Source organism: Streptomyces sp. NPDC016469 (assembly GCF_040632905.1).
In the GTDB taxonomy this organism is placed as follows: domain Bacteria; phylum Actinomycetota; class Actinomycetes; order Streptomycetales; family Streptomycetaceae; genus Streptomyces.
Genome location: NZ_JBEYCQ010000018.1, coordinates 120,027 through 144,415 on the forward strand (window position 1 = coordinate 120,027; position 24,389 = coordinate 144,415).

Genomic DNA, 24,389 nt, shown 5'->3' on the forward strand with positions numbered 1-24,389 from the left:
CTTTCAAGCCTTCTGCGGTGCGCCCGTGTCAGCGCCGGGCACCGGCTCCGGCCTTCGCGTCCGTCCCGGCCTTCGCCCCGGCCCGCTCGGCGAGCCCGGGAAAGGGTACGCCGCTGCCGCGCCAGCGCGCCGCGCGTACCGCCGCCTCCCGCAACGCGTCCGCCGCGCTGCGCCGCAACGACCCGTCGGCGGCCCGGACGAGGTCGGAGTAGACGTACCCGACGCGGTCCTCCAGCACCGCGGCGAGCCGGACCGCCGCCGCCGCGTCCGGCACCGCGAACGGCAGAGCGTACGCGGCGTCCGAGGCCACCGGCTCACCGCCCAGGTCCCGGACCGTGCGCACCAGGGCGTCGCGGCGGGCGCGGTGGGCGTGGAACGCGGCGGTGGCCTCGGCCCGGCGCTCCGCCGCGACCCGGCCCCCCGCGACCCCGTAGCCGTAGACGGCGGCGTGCTCGGCGGCCAGCGCCGCCTGGGCCGCTTCCAGCGGGCCGTCGTTCTTGCCGTCGCTCATGCCGGGGTCTCCTTGGCCAGTTCGGTCAGCAGGTAGGCGTGCGCCGCGCAGGCGGCGGCGACCGAGGCCAGCAGCCGGGCGAGCTCCCCGGGCGCCTCCAGGAGCAGGGCGGTGTAGGCGTCCGCCGCGGAGCGCTCGGCCGCCGCCAGTTCCTTGACCGCGGCGGCGGGGCCGGTGGCGCGCGAGCGGGCCATGCCGAGCGCCGGGGCCTTCCCGGGGGAGAGCGCCTTGAGGTGGGCGCGGACCGCGTCGCGCAGGGGGGTGAGGGCCGTCGCCGTCGTCGGGTGGGCCCGGAGCGCGTGCTCGTAACCGGCGAGCAGGGTCGCCGTGGTGCGGGTGGCGCTGGTGCGCAGCGCCTTCTCCGCGCGTACCGAGGACGCCCCGTCGGCGGCGGTCCGTGCGCCACCGTGCGCGGAGCCCTTGGTGCCTCCGCCCGTGTCGTCGTCGCTTCCGCAGCCGGACAGCACCGCCCCGGCGGCCAGCGCGCCGGTCGCCGCGAGCGCGCCCCTGCGCGTCGTCCCCGTACGCCGCACTTGCTCTCCTTCGGGCTGGACCTGTCTTGACTGGATCTGTCCGGAAGTGATCACCGCCTGTGAGCGTACCCGCGCTCGGAGGACCGGCGGACAGCAACACCCCTTGCGACCGGATACCCTTTGACCAGACACGCGAGATCCCCACAACAGCACACGCGGCCGAGGAGTCACCCGGATGAGCACCACCCAGAGCGAGAGGCTGCGCGGGCTGGTCGAACCGCTCGTCAGCGCCGAGCAACTGGAGCTGGAAGAGATCGAAGTCTCCCGGGCAGGCCGCCGCAGAGTGCTGCGGATCGTCGTGGATTCCGATGAGGGTGTCGAGCTGGACACCTGCGCGGAGCTGAGCCGCGCGATCTCCGCGAAGCTGGACGAGACCGATGTGATGGGCGAGGACGAATACGTCCTGGAGGTCAGTTCGCCCGGCGCCGACCGCCCGCTCTCGGAGCACCGCCATTACGTACGCGCCACGGGGCGCCTCGCCAGGCTGACCCTGCGCGAGGGCGGCGAACTGGTGGCCCGCATCCTCGCGGTGGACGAGGACGGTCTCGATCTGGAGGTGCCGGGCGTCAAGGGCCGCAAGCCCACCGCCCGCCGGATCGCCTTCGACGAGATCACCAAGGCCCGCGTGGAGCTGGAATTCAACCGCAAGGACAAGAAGGAAGAGGAGGCGTAGCCGTGGACATCGACGTGAAGCTGCTGAAGGGCTTGGCGCAGGACAAGGAGATCCCGTTCGACGTCCTGGTCGAGGCGATCGAGTCGGCCCTCCTCATCGCGTACCACCGTACGGACGGCAGCCACCGCAGGGCGCGCGTGGAGCTGGACGAGCGCGGCCATGTGACGGTGTGGGCCAAGGAGGACCCGGCCGATCTGGAGGAGGGGCAGGAGCCCAAGGAGTTCGACGACACCCCGTCGGGCTTCGGCCGGATCGCCGCGACCACCGCCAAGCAGGTCATCCTCCAGCGTCTGCGTGACGCCGAGGACGACCGCACGTTCGGCGAGTACGCGGGCCACGAGGGCGATGTCGTCACCGGCGTCGTCCAGCAGGGCAAGGACCCGAAGAACGTCCTGGTCGACATCGGCAAGCTGGAGGCCATCCTCCCGGTGCAGGAGCAGGTCCCCGGCGAGGAGTACACCCACGGTCTGCGGCTGCGTACGTACGTCGTGCGCGTCGCCAAGGGTGTGCGCGGCCCCTCCGTCACGCTGTCACGGACCCACCCGAACCTGGTGAAGAAGCTGTTCGCGCTGGAGGTCCCGGAGATCGCCGACGGCTCCGTGGAGATCTGCGCGATCGCCCGCGAGGCCGGTCACCGCACCAAGATCGCGGTCCGCTCGACCCGTTCGGGGCTCAACGCCAAGGGCGCGTGCATCGGCCCGATGGGCGGTCGTGTGCGCAATGTGATGGCCGAGCTGCACGGTGAGAAGATCGACATCGTGGACTGGTCGGACGACCCGGCGGAGATGGTCGCCAACGCGCTGTCACCCGCACGGGTGAGCGAGGTCGAGGTCGTGGACCTCGGTGCCCGTTCCGCCCGGGTGACCGTGCCGGACTACCAGCTCTCCCTGGCGATCGGCAAGGAGGGGCAGAACGCCCGCCTGGCCGCCCGGCTCACCGGCTGGCGCATCGACATCCGCCCGGACACCGAGACCGACGCCGAGCGCGACGTCGCCGACCGCGAGCGCGCCGAGCGGGCGCGGGAGCGCTCGGACCGGCGCTGACGCACCCGCGAGCGGCGTACGGGGAATAGATCCCGTCGGCCGGTCGCTGAGATCACGACAACGTACGTTCGATTTTTGCCCCAAAGGGGTGAGGTCGGTGCGGGGAGGTAGACTTAGCCGTGTCTGGCCGGACGCTCGCCCGCGCTTGCCCTGAACGAACCTGTGTGGGATGCCGGGAGCGGGCGGCCAAGACCGAGTTGCTGCGCATCGTCGCGGACGGGGACGCCTGCGTCCCCGATCCTCGCGGTACGCTGCCCGGCCGGGGTGCGTACGTGCATCCCGTCCCCGACTGTCTGGACCTGGCGGTTCGCCGCCGGGCCTTCCCCCGGGCCTTCAAGGCCAAGGGGCCGTTCGACCCGACCGCGGTACAGCGGTTCGTCGAGCGGGTGACACCGTAAGAAATGAACGGCACGGGTCCCCGTGCGGTCAGGTACCTCGCGAGTTGGAAGTAGGTCGAGATTGCGATGAGCACTCGATGAGTACGCGATGAGTACGCCCATGAAGTAGCGACGGTCCGGCGGTAACCCGGACCTAAAAGGAGCGAAGTGGCTAAGGTCCGGGTATACGAACTCGCCAAGGAGTTCGGTGTGGAGAGCAAGGTCGTCATGGCCAAGCTCCAAGAACTCGGTGAATTCGTCCGTTCGGCGTCCTCGACGATCGAGGCGCCGGTCGTGCGCAAGTTGACTGACGCACTGCAGGGGCCCGGCGGCAACGCCGGCAAGCCCGCTGCCAAGCCGGGCGCGCCCCGCAAGGCCGCCCCCACCAAGCCCGCGGCGCCGTCTCCGGCCGCCGCGGCACGTCCCGCTGCCCCGAAGCCCGGCGCCCCGGCCCCCAAGCCGGCCGCCGCCGAGGCCCCGAGCAGCACCCCCTCCGCCCCGTCGGCGCCGGCCTCCGGCCCGCGTCCGGGCCCGAAGCCCGCGCCGAAGGCCCCGGTCACGCCGGTGCCCGCCGCGGAGTTCTCGGCCCCGGCCCCGGCCCAGCCGGCCGCGCCGCAGGCACCGCGCCCCGCCGGCGCGACCCCCGGCCCCCGTCCCGCGCGTCCGGCCCCGTCCGGTCAGCAGGGTGGCGGCCAGCGTGACGGCGGCCGCGGCGGCGAGCGCCCCGCGCGTCCCGCCGGCCAGGGCGCCCCGCGCCCCGGCGCCCGTCCGGCCGGTCCCCGTCCGGGCAACAACCCCTTCACCTCCGGTGGCTCGACGGGCATGTCCCGTCCGCAGGCACCCCGTCCCGGCGGCGCCCCGCGTCCCGGTGGCGGCCAGGAGCGCCCCGGCGCCCCGCGTCCGCAGGGTGGCCCCGGTGGCGCCCCGCGCCCGCAGGGCCAGGGTGGCGCGCCGCGTCCGGCTCCGGGCGGCATGCCCCGGCCGCAGGCGCCCCGTCCGGGCGGCGGCCCCGGTGGTAACCGGCCCAACCCGGGCATGATGCCGCAGCGTCCCGCTGCCGGCCCGCGTCCCGGTGGTGGCCCCGGCGGTGGCCGCGGTCCCGGCGGTGGCGGCGGTCGTCCGGGCGGCGCGGGCCGTCCCGGTGGCGGCGGCTTCGCGGGTCGTCCGGCCGGTCCCGGCGGCGGTGGCGGCGGCTTCGCCGGCCGTCCCGGCGGCGGCGGTGGCGGCGCGGGCCGTCCCGGCGGTGGCGGCGGCTTCGGCGGCCGTCCCGGCTTCGGTGGCCGTCCCGGCGGCCCCGGTGGCCGCGGTGGCACGCAGGGCGCCTTCGGCCGTCCCGGCGGTCCCGCGCGTCGTGGCCGCAAGTCGAAGCGGCAGAGGCGCCAGGAGTACGAGGCCATGCAGGCCCCGTCGGTCGGCGGCGTGATGCTGCCTCGCGGCAACGGACAGGCCGTCCGGCTGTCGCGCGGTGCCTCGCTCACCGACTTCGCCGAGAAGATCAACGCCAACCCGGCTTCGCTGGTCGGCGTCATGATGAACCTCGGCGAGATGGTCACCGCCACGCAGTCCGTCTCCGACGAGACGCTGAAGCTCCTCGCGGACGAGATGAACTTCGTCCTGGAGATCGTCAGCCCGGAGGAGGAGGACCGCGAGCTGCTCGAGTCCTTCGACATCGAGTTCGGCGAGGACGAGGGCGGCGAAGAGGCCCTGGTCTCCCGTCCGCCGGTCGTGACCGTCATGGGTCACGTCGACCACGGTAAGACGCGGCTCCTGGACGCGATCCGCAAGACGAACGTCATCGCGGGCGAGGCCGGCGGCATCACGCAGCACATCGGTGCGTACCAGGTCGGTGCCGAGGTCAACGGCGAGGAACGCCGTATCACCTTCATCGACACCCCGGGTCACGAGGCGTTCACCGCCATGCGTGCCCGTGGTGCGAAGTCCACCGACATCGCGATCCTCGTGGTGGCGGCGAACGACGGTGTGATGCCCCAGACGATCGAGGCGCTGAACCACGCCAAGGCGGCCGACGTGCCGATCGTGGTCGCGGTCAACAAGATCGACGTCGAGGGTGCCGACCCGACCAAGGTGCGCGGTCAGCTCACCGAGTTCGGTCTGGTGGCCGAGGAGTACGGCGGCGACACGATGTTCGTCGACATCTCCGCCAAGCAGGGCCTCAACATCGAGGCTCTTCTGGAGGCCGTCGTCCTCACCGCCGACGCCTCGCTCGACCTGCGGGCCAACCCGGAGCAGGACGCGCAGGGCATCGCGATCGAGTCCCACCTCGACCGCGGCCGCGGTGCCGTCGCGACCGTCCTGGTCCAGCGAGGCACCCTGCGGGTCGGCGACACGATGGTGGTCGGCGACGCCTACGGCCGTGTCCGCGCGATGCTCGACGACAAGGGCGAGAACGTCGAGGAAGCGGGTCCGTCGACCCCCGTCCTCGTGCTGGGTCTCACCAACGTCCCGGGCGCCGGCGACAACTTCCTCGTCGTGGACGAGGACCGTACGGCCCGCCAGATCGCCGAGAAGCGTGCCGCCCGCGAGCGCAACGCCAACTTCGCCCGCAAGGGTGTCCGGTTCTCCCTGGAGAACCTGGACGAGGCGCTCAAGGCCGGTCTGGTCCAGGAGCTCAACCTCATCATCAAGGGCGACGCGTCCGGTTCGGTGGAGGCTCTCGAGTCCTCGCTGCTCCAGCTCGACGTCGGTGAAGAGGTCGACATCCGGGTCCTGCACCGCGGTGTGGGTGCGGTCACCGAGTCGGACATCGACCTGGCGACCGGCTCCGACGCCATCGTGATCGGCTTCAACGTGCGCGCCGCAGGGCGTGCGCAGCAGATGGCCGACCGCGAGGGTGTGGACGTCCGCTACTACTCGGTCATCTACCAGGCGATCGAGGAGATCGAGGCGGCCCTCAAGGGCATGCTCAAGCCGGAGTACGAAGAGGTCGAGCTCGGTACGGCGGAGATCCGCGAGATCTTCCGCTCGTCCAAGCTGGGCAACATCGCCGGTGTGCTCGTCCGGTCCGGCGAGGTCAAGCGCAACACCAAGGCGCGCCTGCTGCGCGACGGCAAGGTCGTCGCGGAGAACCTCACCATCTCCGGTCTGCGCCGCTTCAAGGACGACGTCACCGAGATCCGCGAAGGCTTCGAGGGCGGTATCAACCTCGGAAACTTCAACGACATCAAGATCGACGACGTCATCGCGACGTACGAGATGCGCGAGAAGCCGCGAGGCTGACCCGTACCTCAACAGTCGGGGCCGGTCGACGGGACCTATTTCCGTCGATCGGCCCCGGCCGTTCCGTGTACGGTTCTTGTGTCCCCGCCGATCATCGGCGGGGCACGAACCCGAACCGGCGGGACATCCGGACATACATGTATGTGGGGACACTGTCCTTCGACCTGCTTCTCGGCGACGTACGGTCGCTGAAGGAGAAGCGTTCCGTGGTCCGTCCGATCGTCGCCGAACTCCAGCGCAAGTACGCGGTGAGCGCGGCGGAGACGGGCGGGCAGGATCTCCATCGCAGGGCCGAGATCGGCCTCGCCGTGGTCTCCGGGGACACCCGGCACCTCACAGACGTACTCGACCGGTGCGAGCGCCTCGTCGCCGCCCGGCCGGAAGTGGAGCTGCTGTCCGTACGACGGCGGCTGCACAGCGACGAAGACGATTGAGCAAGGCGAGAAGGAGACGGACCAGTGGCCGACAACGCGCGGGCTAAGAAGCTGGCGGACCTCATCCAGGAGGTGGTCGCCGGGAAACTGCAGCGCGGCATCAAGGACCCGCGCCTGGGGACGCACGTGACCATCACGGACGTCCGGGTCACCGGTGACCTGCGGGAGGCCACGGTCTTCTACACGGTCTACGGCGACGACGAGGAGCGGGCCAGCGCTGCGGCCGGCCTGCAGAGCGCCAAGGGCATCCTGCGGTCCGCTGTCGGCTCGGCGGCGGGGACGAAGTTCACCCCGACGCTCACCTTCGTGGCGGACGCGCTCCCGGAGAACGCCCGGGCCATCGAGGACCTGCTCGACCGGGCGCGCGCCTCGGACGCCAAGGTGCGCGAGGCGTCCTCGGGCGCCGCGTACGCCGGCGACGCGGACCCGTACCGCAAGCCGGAGGACGAGACCGACGAGGACACAGCCTCCGAATGACGCAGAACAAGGCGCCGGACGGTTTGGTCATTGTCGACAAGCCGTCCGGCTTCACTTCGCACGACGTCGTCGCCAAGATGCGCGGCATTGCCCGCACCCGCCGCGTCGGCCACGCCGGCACCCTGGACCCGATGGCGACCGGTGTGCTCGTGCTCGGCGTCGAGAAGGCCACCAAGCTCCTCGGCCACCTCGCGCTGACCGAGAAGGAGTACCTGGGCACGATCCGGCTCGGCCAGAACACGGTCACGGACGACGCGGAGGGCGAGATCACCTCGTCCGCCGACGCCTCCGGGGTCACGCGCGAGGCGATCGACGCCGGGGTCGCCGCGCTGACCGGCGCCATCATGCAGGTGCCGTCCAAGGTCAGCGCCATCAAGATCGACGGCAAGCGGTCCTACGCGCGGGTGCGCGGCGGCGAGGAGTTCGAGATCCCGGCCCGGCCGGTGACCGTCTCGTCCTTCCGCGTCTACGACGTCCGTGAGGCCGTCGCCGAGGACAGTACGCCGGTCCTCGACCTGGTCGTCTCGGTGGTCTGCTCCTCGGGGACGTACATCCGGGCCATCGCCCGCGACCTGGGCGCCGGGCTCGGCGTGGGCGGCCATCTGACCGCCCTGCGGCGCACCCGCGTCGGCCCGTACGGGCTGGACGCCGCGCGCACGCTTGAACAGCACCAGGAGGAGCTGACCGTGATGCCGGTGGCCGAGGCCGCCGCGTCGGCGTTCCCCCGCTGGGACGTGGACGAGAAGCGGGCGAAGCTGCTGCTGAACGGCGTACGTCTGGACATGCCCGCCCACCCGCCGGGACCGGTCGCCGTCTTCGGGCCGGACGGGCGGTTCCTGGTGCTGGTCGAGGAGCAGAAGGGCAAGGCCAAGAGCCTCGCCGTCTTCGGCTGACCGGGTGCCGGTGCCTCCGCGGACCCTCATCGTGGAGCGGGCAGAGCCCCCTGTGCCCGCTCCACGATCCCCCCACCCATTCCTGTCCACCGAACGCCCCGGATTCACCCCAACGGGCAGGCGCTCGGAGTGAATCAGGGGGGTGACGGGGGCGCTTTCGCCCGGAGTGGTCCGCGCGGGGATCTTCGTCGGCCTACCGTCGGATCATGGGATGCGGGGACCGGGCGACGCTGGTACGACTGTGCGATCCGGCCGGCCGGCCGCGGGGGACGGGCTTCGTCGCCGACGACCGGGGCACGGTCGTCACCAGCCACGAAGCGGTCGACGGCCTTCCGTACCTCCTGCTGCACGGCACGGACGGCCGCAGCCACCGCGTCGAGGCCGCCGACATCACCGCCGTGCCCGAATGGGACCTCGCCCTCCTGCCCACCGGCGGCCCCGGCACCCTGGGCGTACGGCCGCTGCCCATCCGCGTACGGGAGCGCATCGACCCCGGTACGTATGTGACGGTCGCCGCGCACGGTCTGCGCGAGGCCCGCGTCCTGGGCCGCACGCCGGTCACCTACACCAGTCGCGGCCGCACCCACCGCATCGACCGGGCCCTGGAACTGGCCCTCGGCACGGACGGCAGTGACGCGCTCCGGCTGGGCGGTGCGGCGGTGGGCGGGCCTGTGCTCGACCCGGACAGCGGGGCCGTCATCGCGGTCCTCGGGCTCTCCCTGCGCGCCTCCCACGCCACCGCCGGGTGCGCCGCACCGCTGGCCGGGGCGCCTGTCGACGGGCCGCTGGGCGAGCTGCTGCGGCGCAACGCCGCGACCGTCCCCGGCTACGGCCCCGATCTCAACCTCGCCGGCGCCCTCCAGCTCACCGCCATGTCGGTCGGCTCGGCGGGCGGCCCGGGCGAGCGCCACGAACCGGTGGAGCGGCCCGACATCCGCGCCGAGTCCGAGGTGTTCGCGGCGGCGGAAGGCTCCGCGACGACGGAATCCTCTGCGGCGGCCGGGCCCTTCGCGGCGGCCGGGCCCTTCGCGGGAGCGGGGTCCGAGGAACCGGCCGTGGTCCTCGGTCTCGTCGGTGAGCCGGGCACCGGGCGCACCACCGAGCTCGCCGCGATCGCCGCGCGCCGGGCGACGGGCCCGGTGCCCGCGCCCACGCTGTGGCTGCGCGGCGCCGACCTCCTCGCGGACGACGCCTCCGTCGCCGACGCCGTCGCGCGCACGCTCCAGCAGGCCGGGCGCATCGTCGCCGCCGCCGGGGCCCCGGGCGACATGGCGAGCGCCACGCCCGAGCGGGTCGCCCGGCTGGCCGCGGGCTCCGGCGTGCCGCTGCTGATCCTGCTGGACGCCCCGGAGGAGATGCCGCCCGTCCTGGCCCACCGGCTCGCCGACTGGACCACCGGCACGGCCGGCTGGCTCCGCGAGAACGGCGCCCGGCTCGTCGTCGGCTGCCGCCCCGAGCACTGGGAGACGGCCGGCGCGCTCTACCCGCCCGAGGCCCTGCACCGGCCGGCCAGGCCCGCCCGGCGGATCCCTCCGGCGGTCCGCGTCACCGACTTCACCGCAGGCCAGGCCGAACGGGCCCGGGAAGGGCTCGGCCTCCCGCCCGACTCCCTCGCCGCCGGCCATGACCGCCACCCGCTGACCCTCCGCCTGCTCGCCGAGGTGCGCGAGGCCCTGCCGCCGGGCACGCCCGGGCGCCCCGGCACGGAGGAGGTCTTCGCCGCCCACCTCGACCTGATGTGCCTGCGCGTCGCCGTCCGCATCGCCGCCGGGAACCGCCCCGGACCCACCGCGGTGCGGCGCCTGGCGGCCCGGGTGGCGGGACAGGTCCACGAGGCGGCCCGCCGCTGCCTCGGCCCCGGTCAGGGCGAGCTGGACCGGGCCGCTTTCGAGGAACTGTTCCCCTGGCGTACGGGCTGGGCCCCGGCGGTCCTCACCGAAGGGCTCCTCGTCCCGGCCGGCGCCGGCTACCGCTTCGCCCACGAGGAGGTGGGGGACTGGATCCAGAGCACCCACCTCGATCTGGACGCGGCCCTGCGGGCGCTGGTGCACCGGTGGCACGCGGAGCCGGCGGAGGACGACGGCCGGGTGCCGCGCCCCCGTCGGGGCGAGGCGGACGGGCACCCGCTTCCGGCCGGACCGCGCAGCCTGCCCGTGCCCCGGCACCGGATCGGCCCGGTGATCCAGGCCCTGCTCCTCCTGTCCCGCCGCCAGGGCACGGCCGCCCTGGCCCACCGGCTGGCGGACCTCATCGAGGCGCTGGACCGGCTGCCGGAGGAGGCGGCGGACGGTGACCGGGGCCGGCCCCTCTCCGACCCGCGTTGGTGGGCCGCGCACCTGCTCGCCGAGACGCTGCTGAGGGTGCCCGACGCCCGGCCGTACCTCGGCGTGCTCCGGCTGCTCGCCGGGCGCGTCGTGCGGAGTTCCGCCGAGGCGGGCGGGGGCGGGGCGCGTGGGGCGTACGCGGAGTTCGGGCCCTGGTTCTGGCGGAAACTGCGGCTGCCCGAGGCGGACCGGATGGACCTCTTCCGCCGTCTCGTCCCGGCGGACGGACCGCCGGGGGAGGGGGACGGCGACGCGCGGTTCCTCGACGCCGTCGCCCGGCGGCTCGCCGCCCACCCGGGAACGGTGCGGCCCCTCCTGTGCGCCTGGTTCACGGACGAGCGCCCGTTGGCGGCCGCCGGGGCCGGGGCGGAGCCGCCCGCTGCCGCCGAGGACGGGGCGGAGCCCACCGGCGCCGCCGTCCCCGGCTGTCCCACCGTCGCCGCCGCCGCGCAGGCCCTCCTCCACGCCCGCCGGGACCTCGGCGTCGACGATCTGGCCGACACGCTTGTCGACGCCGGGCACCCCCGGGCCGAGGAACTGCTCGCCGCGCTCGCCGAGGACGAGCCTGCCGCGCTCTGCCGGGCCGTCGAGCGGTGGGCGGGGGACGAGGAGCGGCGCGCGCGCCGGGTCGCCGCCGTCTCGTACGCGACGCTCGTCGCCCCCCGCCTGACCCTCGACACGGACCGCGACCGGGTGCGCCGGGCCGTGCTCGCGGTGCTGGCCCGCCCCGCCGACAGCGAGCTGCACGGGCCGGTCCTGGCGCTGCTCGTCGCGGACCCCCGGACCCGGGCCCGCTACCTCCCGCAGGCCGTCCGGGCCTTCGTCGCCGAGGGCCCGCAGGACGTGCGCGTGCCCGCCGCCGCGCTCGCCGCCGCCCTGCCCACCCACGCGGACATCGTGGTGACCGCCTACCGGGACCGGCTCGCGCGGCCGGACCAGGGGGCGGGCGAGGTGCTGCGGGCCCTGGCCGGGATCGACGCCCCGGAGCTCGCGCTGCACGCCGCCGGACTCGTACGCGCCTACGCCGAGGGCCACCCGGAGGACACGGCGCACACCGCCGCGTACCTCGACCGCCGCCTGGAGTACGGGCCCGCCGCACGCGCCCTGCTGCTGCCGCTGCTCACCGGACTGCTCCGGGACCGCCCGGCGGCGGCGCCGGTCCGGGGGTCGCTGGCCGCGGTGCTCGCCTCGCCCGGCAGCCCCGCCTCGCAGCCCACCCGCGACGAACTCCTGGAGGTGCTGCTGGACGCCGAGCAGCGCGGGGGGAGCCCGGACCCGGTGGTCCTGGAAGCCCTGCTGCGGTCCGCCGCGGCCGGATGCGCCGGGCGGTCGCCGGTGCGCACCAGGGCGCTGGTGCACCGGACCGGGATGCTCCTCGTGCGTACCCCCGAGGGCGCCGCCCTGTTCGACCGGCGGCTCGTCGCGCTGGTCCGCGAGGTGCCCGGGTTCGGCGCGCTGGTCGCGGGCTGGCTGGCCGAGGCGCCGCAGGAGTGGGCGGCCGTCGTCGGGCCCAGCGCACGGCGCACGGTGGAGGCGCTGAGGGCTCCGATGCCCATGCCGATGCAGGCCGCAGGGCGTGAGCATGGCAGTCTTAGACCTGCGTAAGTGAGATATCCACGTACACAGGTTCGGGCGAGGAGCGGTCAGAGTGCAGCGCTGGCGAGGCTTGGAGGACATCCCCCAGGACTGGGGGCGCAGCGTCGTCACCATCGGCTCGTACGACGGGGTGCACCGCGGACACCAGCTGATCATCGGCCGCGCCGTCGAGCGGGCGCGCGAGCTGGGCGTGCCGTCGGTCGTCGTGACCTTCGACCCGCACCCCAGCGAGGTCGTCCGGCCCGGCAGCCACCCCCCGCTGCTCGCCCCGCACCACCGGCGCGCCGAGCTGATGGCGGAGCTGGGCGTGGACGCGATGCTGATCCTGCCGTTCACCACGGAGTTCTCGCGGCTCGCCCCGGCCGACTTCATCGCGAAGGTGCTCGTCGACAAGCTGCACGCCCAGCTGGTCATCGAGGGCCCCAACTTCCGTTTCGGCCACAAGGCCGCGGGGAACGTCGAGCTGCTGGCCGAGCTGGGCGAGGAGCACGACTACCGCGTCGAGGTCATCGACCTGCGGGTGAGCGGCGAGGCCGGCGGCGGCGAGCCGTTCTCCTCCACGCTCACCCGGCGCCTGGTCGCCGAGGGCGACGTGGCCGGTGCCGCCGAGATCCTGGGCCGCCCGCACCGCGTCGAGGGCGTCGTCGTCCGGGGCGCGCAACGCGGCCGCGAGCTGGGTTTCCCCACCGCGAACGTCGAAACCCTCCCGCACACCGCGATCCCCGCCGACGGCGTCTACGCGGGCTGGCTGCACGCAAACGGCGAGGCGATGCCCGCCGCGATCTCGGTCGGCACCAACCCGCAGTTCGACGGCACCGAGCGCACGGTGGAGGCGTACGCGATCGACCGCGTCGGCCTCGACCTGTACGGCCTGCACGTGGCCGTGGACTTCCTGGCGTACGTACGCGGGATGCTGAAGTTCGACACGATCGACGACCTGCTGGTGGCGATGGCCGCCGACGTGAAGCGGTGCAGTGAGCTGATCGCCGCCGCCGAGCAGGACTGACCGCGCGGGTTTCCCGGCCGGTGCGGCCGGGAAACCCGTACGCCCGTCAGGACGTGGGCGCGGTCACCTTTGCCGTGGCCCAGTGGCACGCCACCTGCGTCTCCCCGCCGCCCGACAGGACCGGCAGGTCCTGCGTACGGCAGGCGTCCGCGACGCCCGCCCGCTCCGCTTCGCCCGAGGCCAGCACCTGGCAGCGGGCGTGGAAGCGGCAGCCGGGCGGTACCCGGGACGGGTCCGGCGGCTCACCCGTCAGCACCACCGGATCGCCCGGCGCCTCCGGCAGCACCGACAGCAGTGCCTGGGTGTACGGATGGCGCGGGGCCGTCAGGATCTGCTCGACGTCACCCGTCTCCACGATGCGGCCCAGATACATCACCGCGACCCGGTCCGCGATGTTCCACGCCAGACCGAGATCATGCGTCACGACCAGCGCGGAGAGCCCCAGCTCCTCGCGCAGCCGCAGCAGCAGGGCCAGGATCTCGCCGCGCACCGACGCGTCCAGCGAGGCCACCGGCTCGTCCGCCACGATCAGCTCCGGCTCCAGGACCAGGGCCCCCGCGATCACGACGCGCTGGCGCTGACCGCCCGACAGCTCGTGCGGGTAGCGCAGGAAGAACCGCTCCGGCGGACGCAGCCCGGCCCGTGACAGCGCGTCGTGCACCGCCTGCCGCTCGTCGCCCTCGTAGCCGTGGATGCGCAGGCCCTCGGCCACCGCCTCGTACACCGTGTGGCGCGGGTTCAGCGAGCCGCTGGGGTCCTGGAGGACCAGCTGAGCGCGCTTGCGGTACGCCTTGAGCGCCCGGCTCCCGTAGTCCAGCGGCTTCCCGTCGAACGTGATCTGCCCGGCCGTCGGCGGGACCAGGCCCAGCAGCGAGCGGGCCAGCGTCGTCTTGCCGCACCCCGACTCGCCGACCAGGGCCACGATCTCGCCGGGCCGGATGTCCAGGTCCACCCCGTCCACCGCACGCGCCGGCTGGGCCCCGCGCCGGCCGGGGAAGGTGATCCGGAGCCCCTGCGCGCTGAGCAGGTCCACGGGGGTCGTCGTCATGATGTACTCCTCGCTTCCTCGGCGCCCGGCAGAACCGGCGCCGCGGCCCCCTCCGGACCCACCAGCACGCACGCGGCCTGCCGCCCCGGACCCGAGTCCCGCAGCTCCTGGTCCTGCGTGGCGCAGGAGTCCAGGGCCAGGGCGCAGCGCGGGTGGAAGGTGCATCCGGCCGGCAGCGCCGACGGGTCGGGCGGGTCGCCGGGCAGGCCCTGCGGCGCGAACCGGGACGACGGGTCCCCGATGCGTGGGAAGGCGCCCGACAGGGCCTTGCTGTACGGGTGGTGCGCGTTCTCGTAGACCTCGGAGGCGGGGCCCTCCTCGACGACCCGGCCCGCGTACATCACGGCGAGCCGGTCGCAGGTGTCGGAGAGCACCGCGAGGTCGTGGCTGATCATGATCAGGCCGAGGTCCTGCTCGGTGACCAGCTGCTCGATCAGGCGCAGGATCTGGGCCTGGATCATCACGTCCAGGGCTGTCGTCGGCTCGTCGGCGATGATCAGACCCGGATCGCAGGCCAGCGCCATCGCGATCATCACACGCTGCCGCTGCCCGCCGGACAGCTCGTGCGGATAGGCGTCCACCCGGGCGGCGGGCAGCCCCACCTGCTCCAGCAGCTCACCGGCGCGCTTCCGGGCGGCCGCCGGGGTCGTCTTCCTGTGCAGCAGGATCGGCTCGGCGATCTGGTCCCCGATGCGGTGCACCGCGTTCAGCGAGTGCATCGCGCCCTGGAAGACGATGGACGCGCCCGCCCAGCGGACGGCCCGGACCTGGCCCCACTTCATCGCGAGGACGTCCTCGCCGTTCAGCAGGATCTCGCCGGTCACCTTCGTGCCCGCGGGCAGCAGCCGCAGCAGGGCCAGCGCCAGTGTGGACTTGCCGCAGCCGGACTCCCCGGCGATGCCCAGCTTGCGCCCGGCCTCGACCCGGAGGTTCACACCGCGGACGGCCTGCGCCCCGCCGGCGTACGTCACCGTCAGGTCGCGTACCTCCAGAAGAGGCGTCTTGCGGATGCTCGTCGTGCTCAACGGGCCACCCCCAGCTTGGGATTGAGGACGGACTCGATCGCGCGGCCGCACAGCGTGAACGCCAGCGCCACCAGGGCGATGGCGATGCCGGGCGGTGCCAGGTACCACCAGTCGCCGGCGCTCACCGCGCCCGCGGCGCGCGCGTCCTGGAGCATGCTGCCCCAGGAGGTGATGGTCGGATCGCCGAGGCCGAGGAAGGCCAGCGTGGCCTCGCTCAGGATCGCGCTGGAGATGGCCAGCGTGGTCTGGGCGAGCACCAGCGGCATCACGTTCGGCAGGACGTGCCGGAGCATGACGTGGCCGTGGCCGCCGCCCAGCGCGCGGGCGCGCTCGATGTACGGGCGGGACTCCACGGCGAGGGTCTGCGCCCGCACCAGGCGGGCGGTGGTCGGCCAGGTCGTCACGCCGATCGCGATGACGATGGTCCACAGGGAGCGGTCCATCACCGAGGCCAGGGCGACCGCGAGGACCAGCGTCGGCATCACCAGGAACCAGTCGGTCACCCGCATCAGCACTGTCGAGTACCAGCCGCGGAAGTGGCCCGCGACGATCCCCAAGATCGTGCCGATGGCGACGCACAGGAACGCCGCGAGCAGCCCCACGGTCAGCGAGACGCGCGCGCCCCACACGAGCAGCGCGAGCACACTGCGCCCGAACTGGTCGGTGCCGAGCGGGAACTCACCGCTCGGCGATTCGAGCGCCCCGCCGGAGGCCTCGGTGACGCTCTCCGAGTCGGCGCCGACGAGCTGGGGCGCGGCCAGGGCCACCAGGGCGATGAGCACCAGGCCGCCGAGGCCCCACATGCCGCCCTTGTGCGTGCGGTACTCCCGCCAGAAGCGGGCCGCGGACCGGCGCTTGCGGGCCCTGGCCAGGGCGCGGGCGCTCCGGACGGGCTCGGGCGGGGCCGGCGCCGGGGTCGGCGTGGGCATGGAATCGGTCGTGGTCATCGGCCCACCCGGGGATCGAGCAGCGGATACAGCACATCGGCAAGGGTGTTCGCCAGGATCACCGCGGTGGCGAAGACGAAGAACAGGCCCTGGACGAGTGGCAGGTCGGGGGTGCTGAGGCCCTGATAGAAGAGGGAGCCGAGGCCCGGCCAGGAGAACACCGTCTCCACCAGGATCTGCCCGGCGACCACATGTCCCAGGTTGACGAACATCAGCGTGAAGGTGGGCAGCATCGCGTTGGGCACGGCGTGCTTGCGGCGCACGACGTCGTCCCGCAGCCCCTTGGCGCGGGCCGTCGTCAGATAGTCGCTGCCCATCTCGTCCAGCAGCGAGGACCGCATCACCAGCAGCGTCTGCGCGTACCCGACGGCCACCAGGGTGATGACCGGGAGCACCATGTGATGCGCCACGTCGATGACGTAATCAAAACCGCTCGTGTCACCCGATGACATCCCGCCCGTGGGGAACATGCCCGGGATCGGGCCGACGCCCACCGAGAAGACGATGATCAGGAGCAGCCCGAGCCAGAACGACGGCACCGAGTACAGCGTGAGCGCGAGCGCGGTGTTGAACCGGTCGCCGGCCGAGCCGTTGCGCCAGGCGGTGCGGGTGCCGAGCCAGATGCCGATGATGCTGTAGAGGACGTAGGCGGTGCCGGTGAGCAGCAGTGTCGCCGGCAGTTTCTCCACGATCTTGTCGATGACCGGTGCGTGGTACGCGTACGAGTCACCGAAGTCGCCGGTGAGCGCGTCCCCGATGTAGCTGGTGAACTGCTGCCACATCGGCTGGTCGAGCCCGAACTGATGGCGCATCGATTCCAGCTGCTCGGCCGAGACGCGCCGGCCGCCCGTCATCTGTTTGACCGGGTCGCTCGGAATGAGCCGGAAGAGGAAGAAGCTGGTGACCAGAACCGCGAACAGCGAGACGACGGCGCCCGCGATCTTGGCGGCCACATATTTCAGATAGGCCGTGGTGTTGCGCGCCCGTGGACCGCGTGCGGCCGAGGGGCCGGCCGGAGGGCCGTCCGCAGCCGCGTCCGCCTGTTGCACGAGCGCCGGAGTGCTGTCAGCTGTCATGGGGAACTCTCGTTACTCGTGTCGTTCCTGGAAAGAACCGGCCGGCGCGGCCTGGTACGGACCCGCGCCGGCCGGTTCCTCACATCCCGTTCGAGAACCTACTCGCGATCGTCCGCGGTGGTGCGGCGGCGCCGCGAGATCAGGAACCCGCCACCTGCGAGGACCACGACGGCCACCACGATTCCGATGATCACACCGGTGGAGGAGCCAGAGCTGCCGCTGTCCGAGTCGCTGTCGCCGCTCGCCGGCACGGCCGACCACCAGCTCCAGTAACCGTCCTGGCCGTAGATGTTGCCGGCCGACTCGGGCATGGTGGTGATCGACTTGATCTGGTCGGTGCGGTACGCCTCGACCGCGTTCGGGTAGGCCATGACGTTCATGTAACCGGAGTCGTACAGCCAGGACTGCATCTGCCCGACGATGTCGGCCCGCTTGGCGGGGTCGTACTCGGCGAGCTGCTTCTTGTAGAGCTCGTCGTACGTCTTGTCGCAGATGAAGTTGTCGGTGGCCGCGCTCGCCTTGGCCTTGGTGGGCAGGGCGGCGCAGGTGTGGATGCCGAGGACGAAGTCCGGGTCCGGGTTGACCGACCAGCCGTCGAAGGCGAGGTCGTACTCACCCGCGTACCAGGGCACGGAGACGTCGTCCAGGCAGTCGACCTTCAGCCCGATGCCGAGCTTGCCCCACCACTCCTTCAGGTACTTGCCGACCGCCTTGTCGTTCGGGTCGGTGGCGTGGCACAGGATGCGCAGGTCGAGCGGCTTGCCGTCCTTGCCGACGCGCTGGTCGCCCTTGAGCTTGTAACCCGCCTCGTCCAGCAGCTTCGCCGCCTTGTCGGGGTCGTAGCTCAGCGCCTGGTCGGCGGAGGGCTCCCAGGCGTACGCCGAGAAGCGTGGCGGGATGTAGCCCTTGCCCTCGACGGCGTGCCCCTGGAACACCTTGTCGATGATCGTCTCGCGGTCGATCGACAGGAACAGCGCCTGGCGCACCTTCCGGTCGAGCAGCGCCTTGTTGCCGTTGCCGAACTTCTTGCCGTCCTTGGTCTGCGCGCCGGGGTTGGTGGCCAGCGCGTAGAAGCGACGGCCGGGACCCTCGTTGACCTTGATGTTCTTGTCGCCCTTGAGCGCGTTCGCCTGAGCGGGCGTCAGCGCGGGCGAACCGGCGACGAAGGAGACCTCACCCTTGCGGAGGGCGGCGACGGCGGCGTCCTGGTCCTTGTACGTCTTGAAGACCAGCTCGTCGAACTTGGGCGCGCCGCGCCAGAAGTCCTTGTTGGCCTTGAGCTTCACGTACTGGTCGACCTTGTAGTCCGTCAGGATGAACGGGCCGTTGCCGACGACGGGGAACTTCGTGTCGTTGTTGAACTTCGAGAAGTCGCCGACCTTCTCCCACATGTGCTTCGGCACGATCGGCACGTCGAGCGCGGCCATGGTGGCCTGCGGCTCCTTGAGCTCGATGACCAGCTTGGTCGGGCTGGGGGCGGTGACCTTCTTGAAGTTGGTGACGAAGCTGCCGTTGGCCTGGGCCGCGGCCTCGTCGTCCATGATCTTGTTGAACGTCCAGGCGGCGTCCTCGGCGGTCGCCTGCTCCCCGTCGGACCACTTCGAATCGGTCCGAATGGTGTACGTCCACGTCAGCTTGTCGGCGGACGGCTCCCACTTGGTCGCCAGGCCGGGGATGGCGTGGTTGTCCTTGGCGTCGTAGTTCGTCAGGAAGTCGTACATGAGCCGCGAGACGCTGGTGCTCAGCAGCTTCTGGGCGAGAAACGGGCTCAGGGAGTCGACGCTCTGCGCGACCGCGACGGTGAGTGTCTTGTTACCGCTGTCGGCGGCCTGTGCCTGCTGGGGCGCGGCTCCGAGCGGCATTCCCGGTACGACGGACCCGGCCGCGAGAGCGAGGGCGGCGGCACCGGAGGCCAGGAGCACACGCAGACGTGAGCGTGGCGGGGCGGAGGAGGACGGAACTCTTACGACCATGGTCTGGGACCTCGTGTCATGACTCGCACGGGAAGGCGTGTTGAACTTCGGTTCGCCGGCTGGTGTTGCGAAGGTTTATCAGCGGTGGTCGAGCCACGTCAACGGTCCCCGAAACGGCGTGTGGTCTGCGGATATGCCAAAAGGGTCCGCATCGCGGAGGCGATGCGGACCCTCATTGGTTCAGACCTCTGACGCCCTACTGCTGAGGCGCTGGCGGCGGCTGCTGCTGCCATCCGGCGGGCGGTACGGGACCTTGCAGTTCGGGGTGTCCGGGCTGGTCACCCTGGGGTTGTGGCTGGGCCTGGGGCTGCTGTTGCGGCTGCTGGGCCTGGGCCGGTGGCTGCTGCTGCCAGTTCTGCCCGGCGCCGGGGCCCGGCTGCGGGGGATAGGGCTGTTGGCCGCCGTAGGGCTGCTGCGGGTGCGGCTGCTGGTAGGGCTGGCCGGGTTGCTGGGGCGCGTACGGCTGTCCGGGGTACTGGGGGTGGCCGGGCTGCTGGGGCTGCTGGGGTACGTACGGCTGCTCGCCCGGGACCTGCTGTCCGGGGATCTGCCGGCCCGGCAGCGGCGGGGCGTACTGCGGCGGCGGGCCGCTGCCGTCCGACGTCCACAGCCCCTGCTGCTGCTGGGCGCGCGCGAAGTCCTCGGCGACCAGGGCGGAGAGGTTGAAGTACGCCTCCCGGGTCTTCGGCCGCATCATGTCGAGGTCGACCTCCGCACCGGCCGACAGGTGCTCGTCGAACGGCACGACGACCACCCCGCGGCAACGCGTCCGGAAGTGCTGCACGATGTCGTCGACCTTGATCATCTTGCCGGTCTCGCGGACGCCGGAGATCACGGTGATGGACCGCTGGACCAACTCCGCGTACCCGTGCGCCGACAGCCAGTCCAGGGTCGTGGACGCACTGGAGGCGCCGTCGACCGAGGGCGTCGAGATGATGATCAGCTGATCGGCCAGGTCCAGCACCCCGCGCATCGCGCTGTACAGCAGACCGGTGCCGGAGTCCGTGAGGATGATCGGGTACTGCTTGCCGAGCACGCCGATCGCGCGCCGGTAGTCCTCGTCGTTGAAGGCCGTGGAGACCGCCGGGTCCACGTCATTGGCGATGATCTCCAGTCCGGAGGGCGCCTGCGAGGTGAACCGCCGGATGTCCATGTACGAGTTGAGGTGCGGGATCGCGTGCACCAGGTCGCGGATGGTCGCCCCGGTCTCGCGGCGCACCCGTCGGCCCAGCGTGCCGGCGTCCGGGTTGGCGTCGATGGCGAGGATCTTGTCCTGCCGCTCGCTGGCCAGGGTCGAGCCGAGCGCGGTGGTCGTCGTGGTCTTGCCGACGCCGCCCTTGAGGCTGATCACCGCGATCCGGTAGCAGGAGAGCACCGGCGTACGGATGAGCTCCAGCTTGCGCTGCCTCTCCTGCTCCTCCTTCTTCCCGCCCAGCTTGAAGCGCGAGGCGCCCGAGGGGTTACGGCTGCTCCGGGTCTTCTGCTTGCCCCGGATGAGCCGGTCGGAGGTGAGTTCCACGGCCGCCGTGTAGCCCAGCGGGGCACCGGACGCGGAACGCGGATCCCGGGGGGCGGGTGTGGGCCAGGAGGTGCCGGCCCGGGGGTCGACGGGCTGCTGCGGCTGCGGCTCCGGCTGGACCTGCGCGGGAAGGTTCGGGGTGCCGGCTTCGGCCGTCGGGGCCGGGATGCCCTGGGCGGGGGTGCCCTGGGCCGGGGGCTGGGCACCCTGCGGGAAGCCGTAGCCGCCTTGGGGCTGGGGCTGGGGCTGCTGGGCCGGCTGCTGTGCGGACCAGGGGGCCTGCGGCTGGGGGGCCTGCGGGGTCTGGGGCGCGGGCGGCTGCGGGCGCTGCGCCGGAAGGCCGGCGGCCGGGAGGGGCTGCGAGGGCTGGTGGGGCTGCGGTTCCGGCTGGTGCGGCTGCGGTGCCTGCTGGGGGAAGCCGTAGCCGGACTGCGGGGCGGAGGGCTGCGGCTGCGGGGCCTGGGGCTGCTGGGCGGCCGGTTGGAAGGCGGGCGGCAGCGGCGGGAGACCACCCTGCGCAGGGGCGGCCGGTGCCCAGGGGGACGGCGAGGCGTCCTGCGGCGCGCTGTCCGCCGACAGGTCGCGGGGTGCCGCGTGCGGGGTGGCGTCGTGCTCCGGAGCCTCGTCGTCCGGCTCGGGGGAGTCCGCGTCGGGGGAGGCTGCGGGGGCCGCGTCGGAGGGCGCGGCATCGGCCGGTTCCGTTTCGTGCGGCTTCGGGCTGTACGGCTCCGAGGACGCGCCGGCCGACGCGAGGCCGGCGTTGTCGCCCTCCTCGCTGTCCCCGGCCGCCGGGGTGTCGCTGGGCTCGTCCGAGGGCTTCGGCGTCGCCGCCGCCTCCTGGGGCTCGAAGTCGAAGACCCTTCCCAGGACGTCGTCCCAGGACTCCTCCTGATCCGCGCCGGACGTACCCTCCGCCGCGTCGTCCGGAACGGCAGCGGCGGCCTCGGACGCGTCGTCGTCACCCTCGGCACGGGACGGCGCATCGCTGCCCGCCGCCCCGGCGTCCGTTTCCGCCTGGCGCTCCGCGCGTTCCCGCTCCTCGATCTCCCGCTTCAGCGCGGAGGCCGAGAACCGCATCGTGGCGCCGCTGTCGAGGTCACCGGTGTCCGGCGGGGCGGGGGACCAGTCGGGGTCGAAGCCCCGCTGCGCCGGGGGCGGGGGGAGCGGCACCGGGTCCCCGCTCGGCGGCGGGGGCGAGGCCGGCGGCGTACCGGCGCCGCCCGAGGAGTCGCCCGGCGCGTTCTGCGTGTACCAGGCGGGCGGGGTGTAGTCGATGGTGAACTCACCCGTCGTCTCGGCGGGCTCCGCGTCGGACGACTCGTCGACGGGCTTGTCCCAGCCCCCGCGCATCTCGTCCCGATCGCCGTTCACTTTGCCTCCTGGTGTGGTCGAGCACCCTTGTGCCGTGGTGGGTGGGGGCGTTCCCGTAACGCGAACCGCCCGGCTCTCCCCCTGGGACGCACATGGCCTGCCCACAGGTTCTCCGCCGCGTCCGGACCCAGCCTAATCGCCATGGGCCCCGCCACGGCAGGCCGTACGGCGCCGCGAACGCTGTCCCGTACGTCACGTAGTGCACCCAAGTGGACCGAGTGCGACGGGGAGTGAAACCCAAAGCGGTCAAACGTGCACAACTGCACCAAGAATCGCGTCGGCCTTCCCCCTGAGATGCGCCCCGTGTGGCCCCCGGGCGCACGCGCGTCAGTCCACCCGGCGCGCGGCGCCCAGGAGTCCCGTCTCCGCGTCGGTCGCCCGGGTCGTCACCAGCCGGCTCCCCCGCCGCGTGCACCAGAGGGTGGCCCCGTCCGCCAGGGTGGGCAGCGCCCGGACCGCACCGGCCGGCAGCCGCAGGAGGCGCCCGGCCTCCTCCGCCTCGTCGGGTGACACCCGCTGTACGCCCACCAATGACGCCTTCTCCACAGACGCGGATGCGGCCGGCCCCAGATACGGCAACAGGGTCAGTACCGACTGCCACGGCCCGGACACGGCCCGCCCCGGCGGCGGACGCATGCCGCGGTCCCGTACGACGACGACCGGCGAGGCCGCCGAGGGGCCCAGCGGCGGCACCCGGCCGACCTCGTGCAGTGCGATGCACCCGCTGCCACCGGCGGCCCGGGCCAGGCTCGCCCAGGCGTGCGCCCGCCCCGTCTCCACCGCGATCCGCGCACCCGTCGCCGCGGCCCGCAACGCGAGCACCTGCGCCGTCCACAGCCCGCCGACGAGCGTGATGTCGTACGGGGAGGGGCGGTTGAGGCCGAGTACGGCGGGGAAGCCCTCCTCGTCCACGCCGATCACCACCCCGTCGTCGCCCACCGGCATGTCCAGCGAAGCCAGTTGCTCGGGCCCGATGGTGTACCGCCGCCGGCGCGGACCCACTGGCCCGAACCCCAGCCTCCCCCGCCTTCGCCCGGGTGCCACCGCCATCAGCCGGCCCCGCCCAGCGGGAGCGTGGCGAGCACCCCGGGCAGCTGCTCGCGGTCCAGCCGCACGAGCGAGACCCGCCCCCCGCGCGCCACCCGCTCCAACTCGCGCCGGGCGGAGCGGAGTTCCTCACTGGTGCGCGCGCTGATCCGCAGGTACCCCGCCGCGGCGACCTCCTGCCGGTCGCCCCGCGCCAGCGTCAGGCTGAACGTCGTGGCCAGCGCCGGCACCGAGGTGAGCAACGCGACCAGCCGGGGCATCGGCGCGTCGCCGGAGCGCGGCCAACGGCGCACCCAGTACGCGGTGTGCCGGCGTCCGTCGCAGGTCCACGTCCGCGAGGTCTCCCGGGTGCGGCGGACGGGCCGCGCGGAGCCGTCGGCACGGGGGACCGTCGTGGCGTCCGCGCAGGCAGAGGCGGCGAGGGCGGCCCCGAGCTCCTGCTCCGTGAGCACCGTCGCGCCGAACCCCGCCCCGGTCAGCCGGCCGGTCAGCTGGTCGGCCGCCCGCAACAGGCACCGCTGCGCCCCGGTCCGGCCGCCGCCGCGCATGCGTACGGCCTCCGGGCAGAGCTCGGGGTCGAGCGTCAGGGTGACCCAGGTGAGCCGCACCGCCGGTGACCCGGTACGGGCCTGGAGGGGTGCGTAGTTCAGCGCGGCGATCGCGTCGCCGGGGAGATGCGGGGCCGGGGCGGGCCGGGTGTGCTGCACGATCCGCGCCGACTCCAGGCGGATGCCGTCGACGTCCATCACCTCCCGGACGAGCCCCGGCGGCAGCGGCCGCACGGCCCGGTCCGCCCGCAGCACCGTGTCCTCCGCGTCCACCCGTACCACCACGGTCAGGTGCGTACCGTCGCCGACCATGCCCACCGGCCGCCGGTCCCGATGCGTGAAGGAACAGGTGCGCAGGGCCGGTACGCACTCGCTCAGCGGGGCCACCGGGGATCCGTCGGCCGGGCCGGCCGCCGGCATCCGCGAGGCGGCCCCCCGGTTCCGCGCCCGGAACGCGACGACCGTGCCCAGCCAGGCCGGGAGGGAACGGCGGCGTCTGCGCACGACGGCGAGGACCACGAGCAGCGCGGCCGTCATCCCCGCAGGCCCCAGGAGCGCGGGTCCGACGACCCAGGCGCACAGCAGGACCGCAACCGCGACTTCGAACAGAACCAGCTGTTGCAATCGAAAAGTGCCGATCGGCCCGGCCCTCCGGTTCAGCCGTGCGCCACCCCTGTTCGCCATTGCGCCCTGCCCCCGTTCATGCCGTTCCGGCCCGCGCCGCACCCCTC

At 73.2% G+C, this 24,389-nt stretch carries 19 protein-coding genes; 9 read left to right on the top strand and 10 right to left on the bottom strand.

The window, feature by feature from the left end; translation table 11 throughout:
• Nucleotides 1-28: 28 nt before the first annotated feature.
• The gene (locus ABZ565_RS21780; protein WP_361029205.1) at nucleotides 29-511 is read right to left on the bottom strand and encodes a ferritin-like domain-containing protein; all 483 of its coding nucleotides are present in this window, start codon (nucleotides 509-511) and stop codon (nucleotides 29-31) included.
• Nucleotides 508-1,044 carry a hypothetical protein gene (locus ABZ565_RS21785; RefSeq protein ID WP_361029208.1) on the bottom strand — a complete coding sequence of 179 codons (537 nt, stop codon included), beginning with the start codon at nucleotides 1,042-1,044 and terminating at the stop codon, nucleotides 508-510. Before ABZ565_RS21785 ends, ABZ565_RS21780 begins: the two co-directional genes overlap by 4 nt.
• A 175-nt stretch (nucleotides 1,045-1,219) precedes the next feature.
• Here ABZ565_RS21785 and rimP point away from each other — a divergent pair, with 175 nt between their 5' ends.
• The 9 genes from rimP to ABZ565_RS21830 all read left to right on the top strand — a co-directional run bounded on the left by rimP (nucleotide 1,220) and on the right by ABZ565_RS21830 (nucleotide 13,104).
• Complete coding sequence (gene rimP, locus ABZ565_RS21790) at nucleotides 1,220-1,717, top strand: ribosome maturation factor RimP (protein ID WP_361029211.1); 498 nt, start codon at nucleotides 1,220-1,222, stop codon at nucleotides 1,715-1,717.
• Nucleotides 1,718-1,719: 2 nt separating this feature from the next.
• Nucleotides 1,720-2,760, top strand: coding sequence for a transcription termination factor NusA (gene nusA / locus ABZ565_RS21795; RefSeq protein ID WP_018102330.1), 1,041 nt, complete (start codon nucleotides 1,720-1,722; stop codon nucleotides 2,758-2,760).
• A gap of 119 nt (nucleotides 2,761-2,879) precedes the next feature.
• On the top strand, nucleotides 2,880-3,158 hold the full coding sequence (locus ABZ565_RS21800; protein ID WP_361029214.1) for a YlxR family protein: 279 nt from the start codon (nucleotides 2,880-2,882) through the stop codon (nucleotides 3,156-3,158).
• A gap of 147 nt (nucleotides 3,159-3,305) precedes the next feature.
• A complete protein-coding gene (gene infB, locus ABZ565_RS21805; protein WP_361029217.1) occupies nucleotides 3,306-6,374 on the top strand; it encodes a translation initiation factor IF-2 in 3,069 nt (1,022 codons plus the stop codon).
• A 137-nt stretch (nucleotides 6,375-6,511) separates the two neighbouring features.
• A complete protein-coding gene (locus ABZ565_RS21810) occupies nucleotides 6,512-6,808 on the top strand; it encodes a DUF503 domain-containing protein (protein WP_018521454.1) in 297 nt (98 codons plus the stop codon).
• 24 nt (nucleotides 6,809-6,832) lie between these two features.
• Complete coding sequence (gene rbfA / locus ABZ565_RS21815; protein ID WP_361029220.1) at nucleotides 6,833-7,285, top strand: 30S ribosome-binding factor RbfA; 453 nt, start codon at nucleotides 6,833-6,835, stop codon at nucleotides 7,283-7,285.
• Nucleotides 7,282-8,178 (top strand): tRNA pseudouridine(55) synthase TruB, encoded by an 897-nt coding sequence (gene truB / locus ABZ565_RS21820; RefSeq protein WP_361029223.1) that lies wholly within the window; start codon nucleotides 7,282-7,284, stop codon nucleotides 8,176-8,178. The genes rbfA and truB overlap by 4 nt, the downstream gene beginning before the upstream one ends.
• A 206-nt stretch (nucleotides 8,179-8,384) precedes the next feature.
• Complete coding sequence (locus tag ABZ565_RS21825; protein ID WP_361029226.1) at nucleotides 8,385-12,107, top strand: serine protease; 3,723 nt, start codon at nucleotides 8,385-8,387, stop codon at nucleotides 12,105-12,107.
• A 43-nt stretch (nucleotides 12,108-12,150) separates the two neighbouring features.
• The gene (locus tag ABZ565_RS21830; RefSeq protein WP_361029229.1) at nucleotides 12,151-13,104 is read left to right on the top strand and encodes a bifunctional riboflavin kinase/FAD synthetase; all 954 of its coding nucleotides are present in this window, start codon (nucleotides 12,151-12,153) and stop codon (nucleotides 13,102-13,104) included.
• A gap of 46 nt (nucleotides 13,105-13,150) precedes the next feature.
• Here the strand turns inward: ABZ565_RS21830 and ABZ565_RS21835 are convergent, their stop codons facing one another.
• From ABZ565_RS21835 to eccE, 8 genes are all read right to left on the bottom strand, one after another.
• Complete coding sequence (locus tag ABZ565_RS21835) at nucleotides 13,151-14,152, bottom strand: ABC transporter ATP-binding protein (protein ID WP_361029232.1); 1,002 nt, start codon at nucleotides 14,150-14,152, stop codon at nucleotides 13,151-13,153.
• Nucleotides 14,149-15,177: an ABC transporter ATP-binding protein gene (locus ABZ565_RS21840; RefSeq protein ID WP_361029235.1), complete on the bottom strand. Its 1,029-nt coding sequence runs from the start codon at nucleotides 15,175-15,177 to the stop codon at nucleotides 14,149-14,151. Before ABZ565_RS21840 ends, ABZ565_RS21835 begins: the two co-directional genes overlap by 4 nt.
• Entirely contained in the window at nucleotides 15,174-16,124 is a 951-nt protein-coding gene (locus ABZ565_RS21845; protein ID WP_361029238.1) for an ABC transporter permease, read from the bottom strand. Before ABZ565_RS21845 ends, ABZ565_RS21840 begins: the two co-directional genes overlap by 4 nt.
• Nucleotides 16,121-17,200: an ABC transporter permease gene (locus tag ABZ565_RS21850; RefSeq protein ID WP_361029241.1), complete on the bottom strand. Its 1,080-nt coding sequence runs from the start codon at nucleotides 17,198-17,200 to the stop codon at nucleotides 16,121-16,123. Before ABZ565_RS21850 ends, ABZ565_RS21845 begins: the two co-directional genes overlap by 4 nt.
• A gap of 98 nt (nucleotides 17,201-17,298) precedes the next feature.
• Nucleotides 17,299-19,173 (bottom strand): ABC transporter substrate-binding protein, encoded by a 1,875-nt coding sequence (locus ABZ565_RS21855; RefSeq protein WP_361029244.1) that lies wholly within the window; start codon nucleotides 19,171-19,173, stop codon nucleotides 17,299-17,301.
• Between the two features lie 196 nt (nucleotides 19,174-19,369).
• Nucleotides 19,370-22,063: an SCO5717 family growth-regulating ATPase gene (locus tag ABZ565_RS21860; RefSeq protein WP_361029247.1), complete on the bottom strand. Its 2,694-nt coding sequence runs from the start codon at nucleotides 22,061-22,063 to the stop codon at nucleotides 19,370-19,372.
• A gap of 327 nt (nucleotides 22,064-22,390) precedes the next feature.
• On the bottom strand, nucleotides 22,391-23,113 hold the full coding sequence (locus tag ABZ565_RS21865; RefSeq protein ID WP_361029250.1) for a hypothetical protein: 723 nt from the start codon (nucleotides 23,111-23,113) through the stop codon (nucleotides 22,391-22,393).
• The gene (gene eccE, locus ABZ565_RS21870; RefSeq protein WP_361029253.1) at nucleotides 23,113-24,282 is read right to left on the bottom strand and encodes a type VII secretion protein EccE; all 1,170 of its coding nucleotides are present in this window, start codon (nucleotides 24,280-24,282) and stop codon (nucleotides 23,113-23,115) included. Before eccE ends, ABZ565_RS21865 begins: the two co-directional genes overlap by 1 nt.
• Nucleotides 24,283-24,389: the final 107 nt, after the last annotated feature.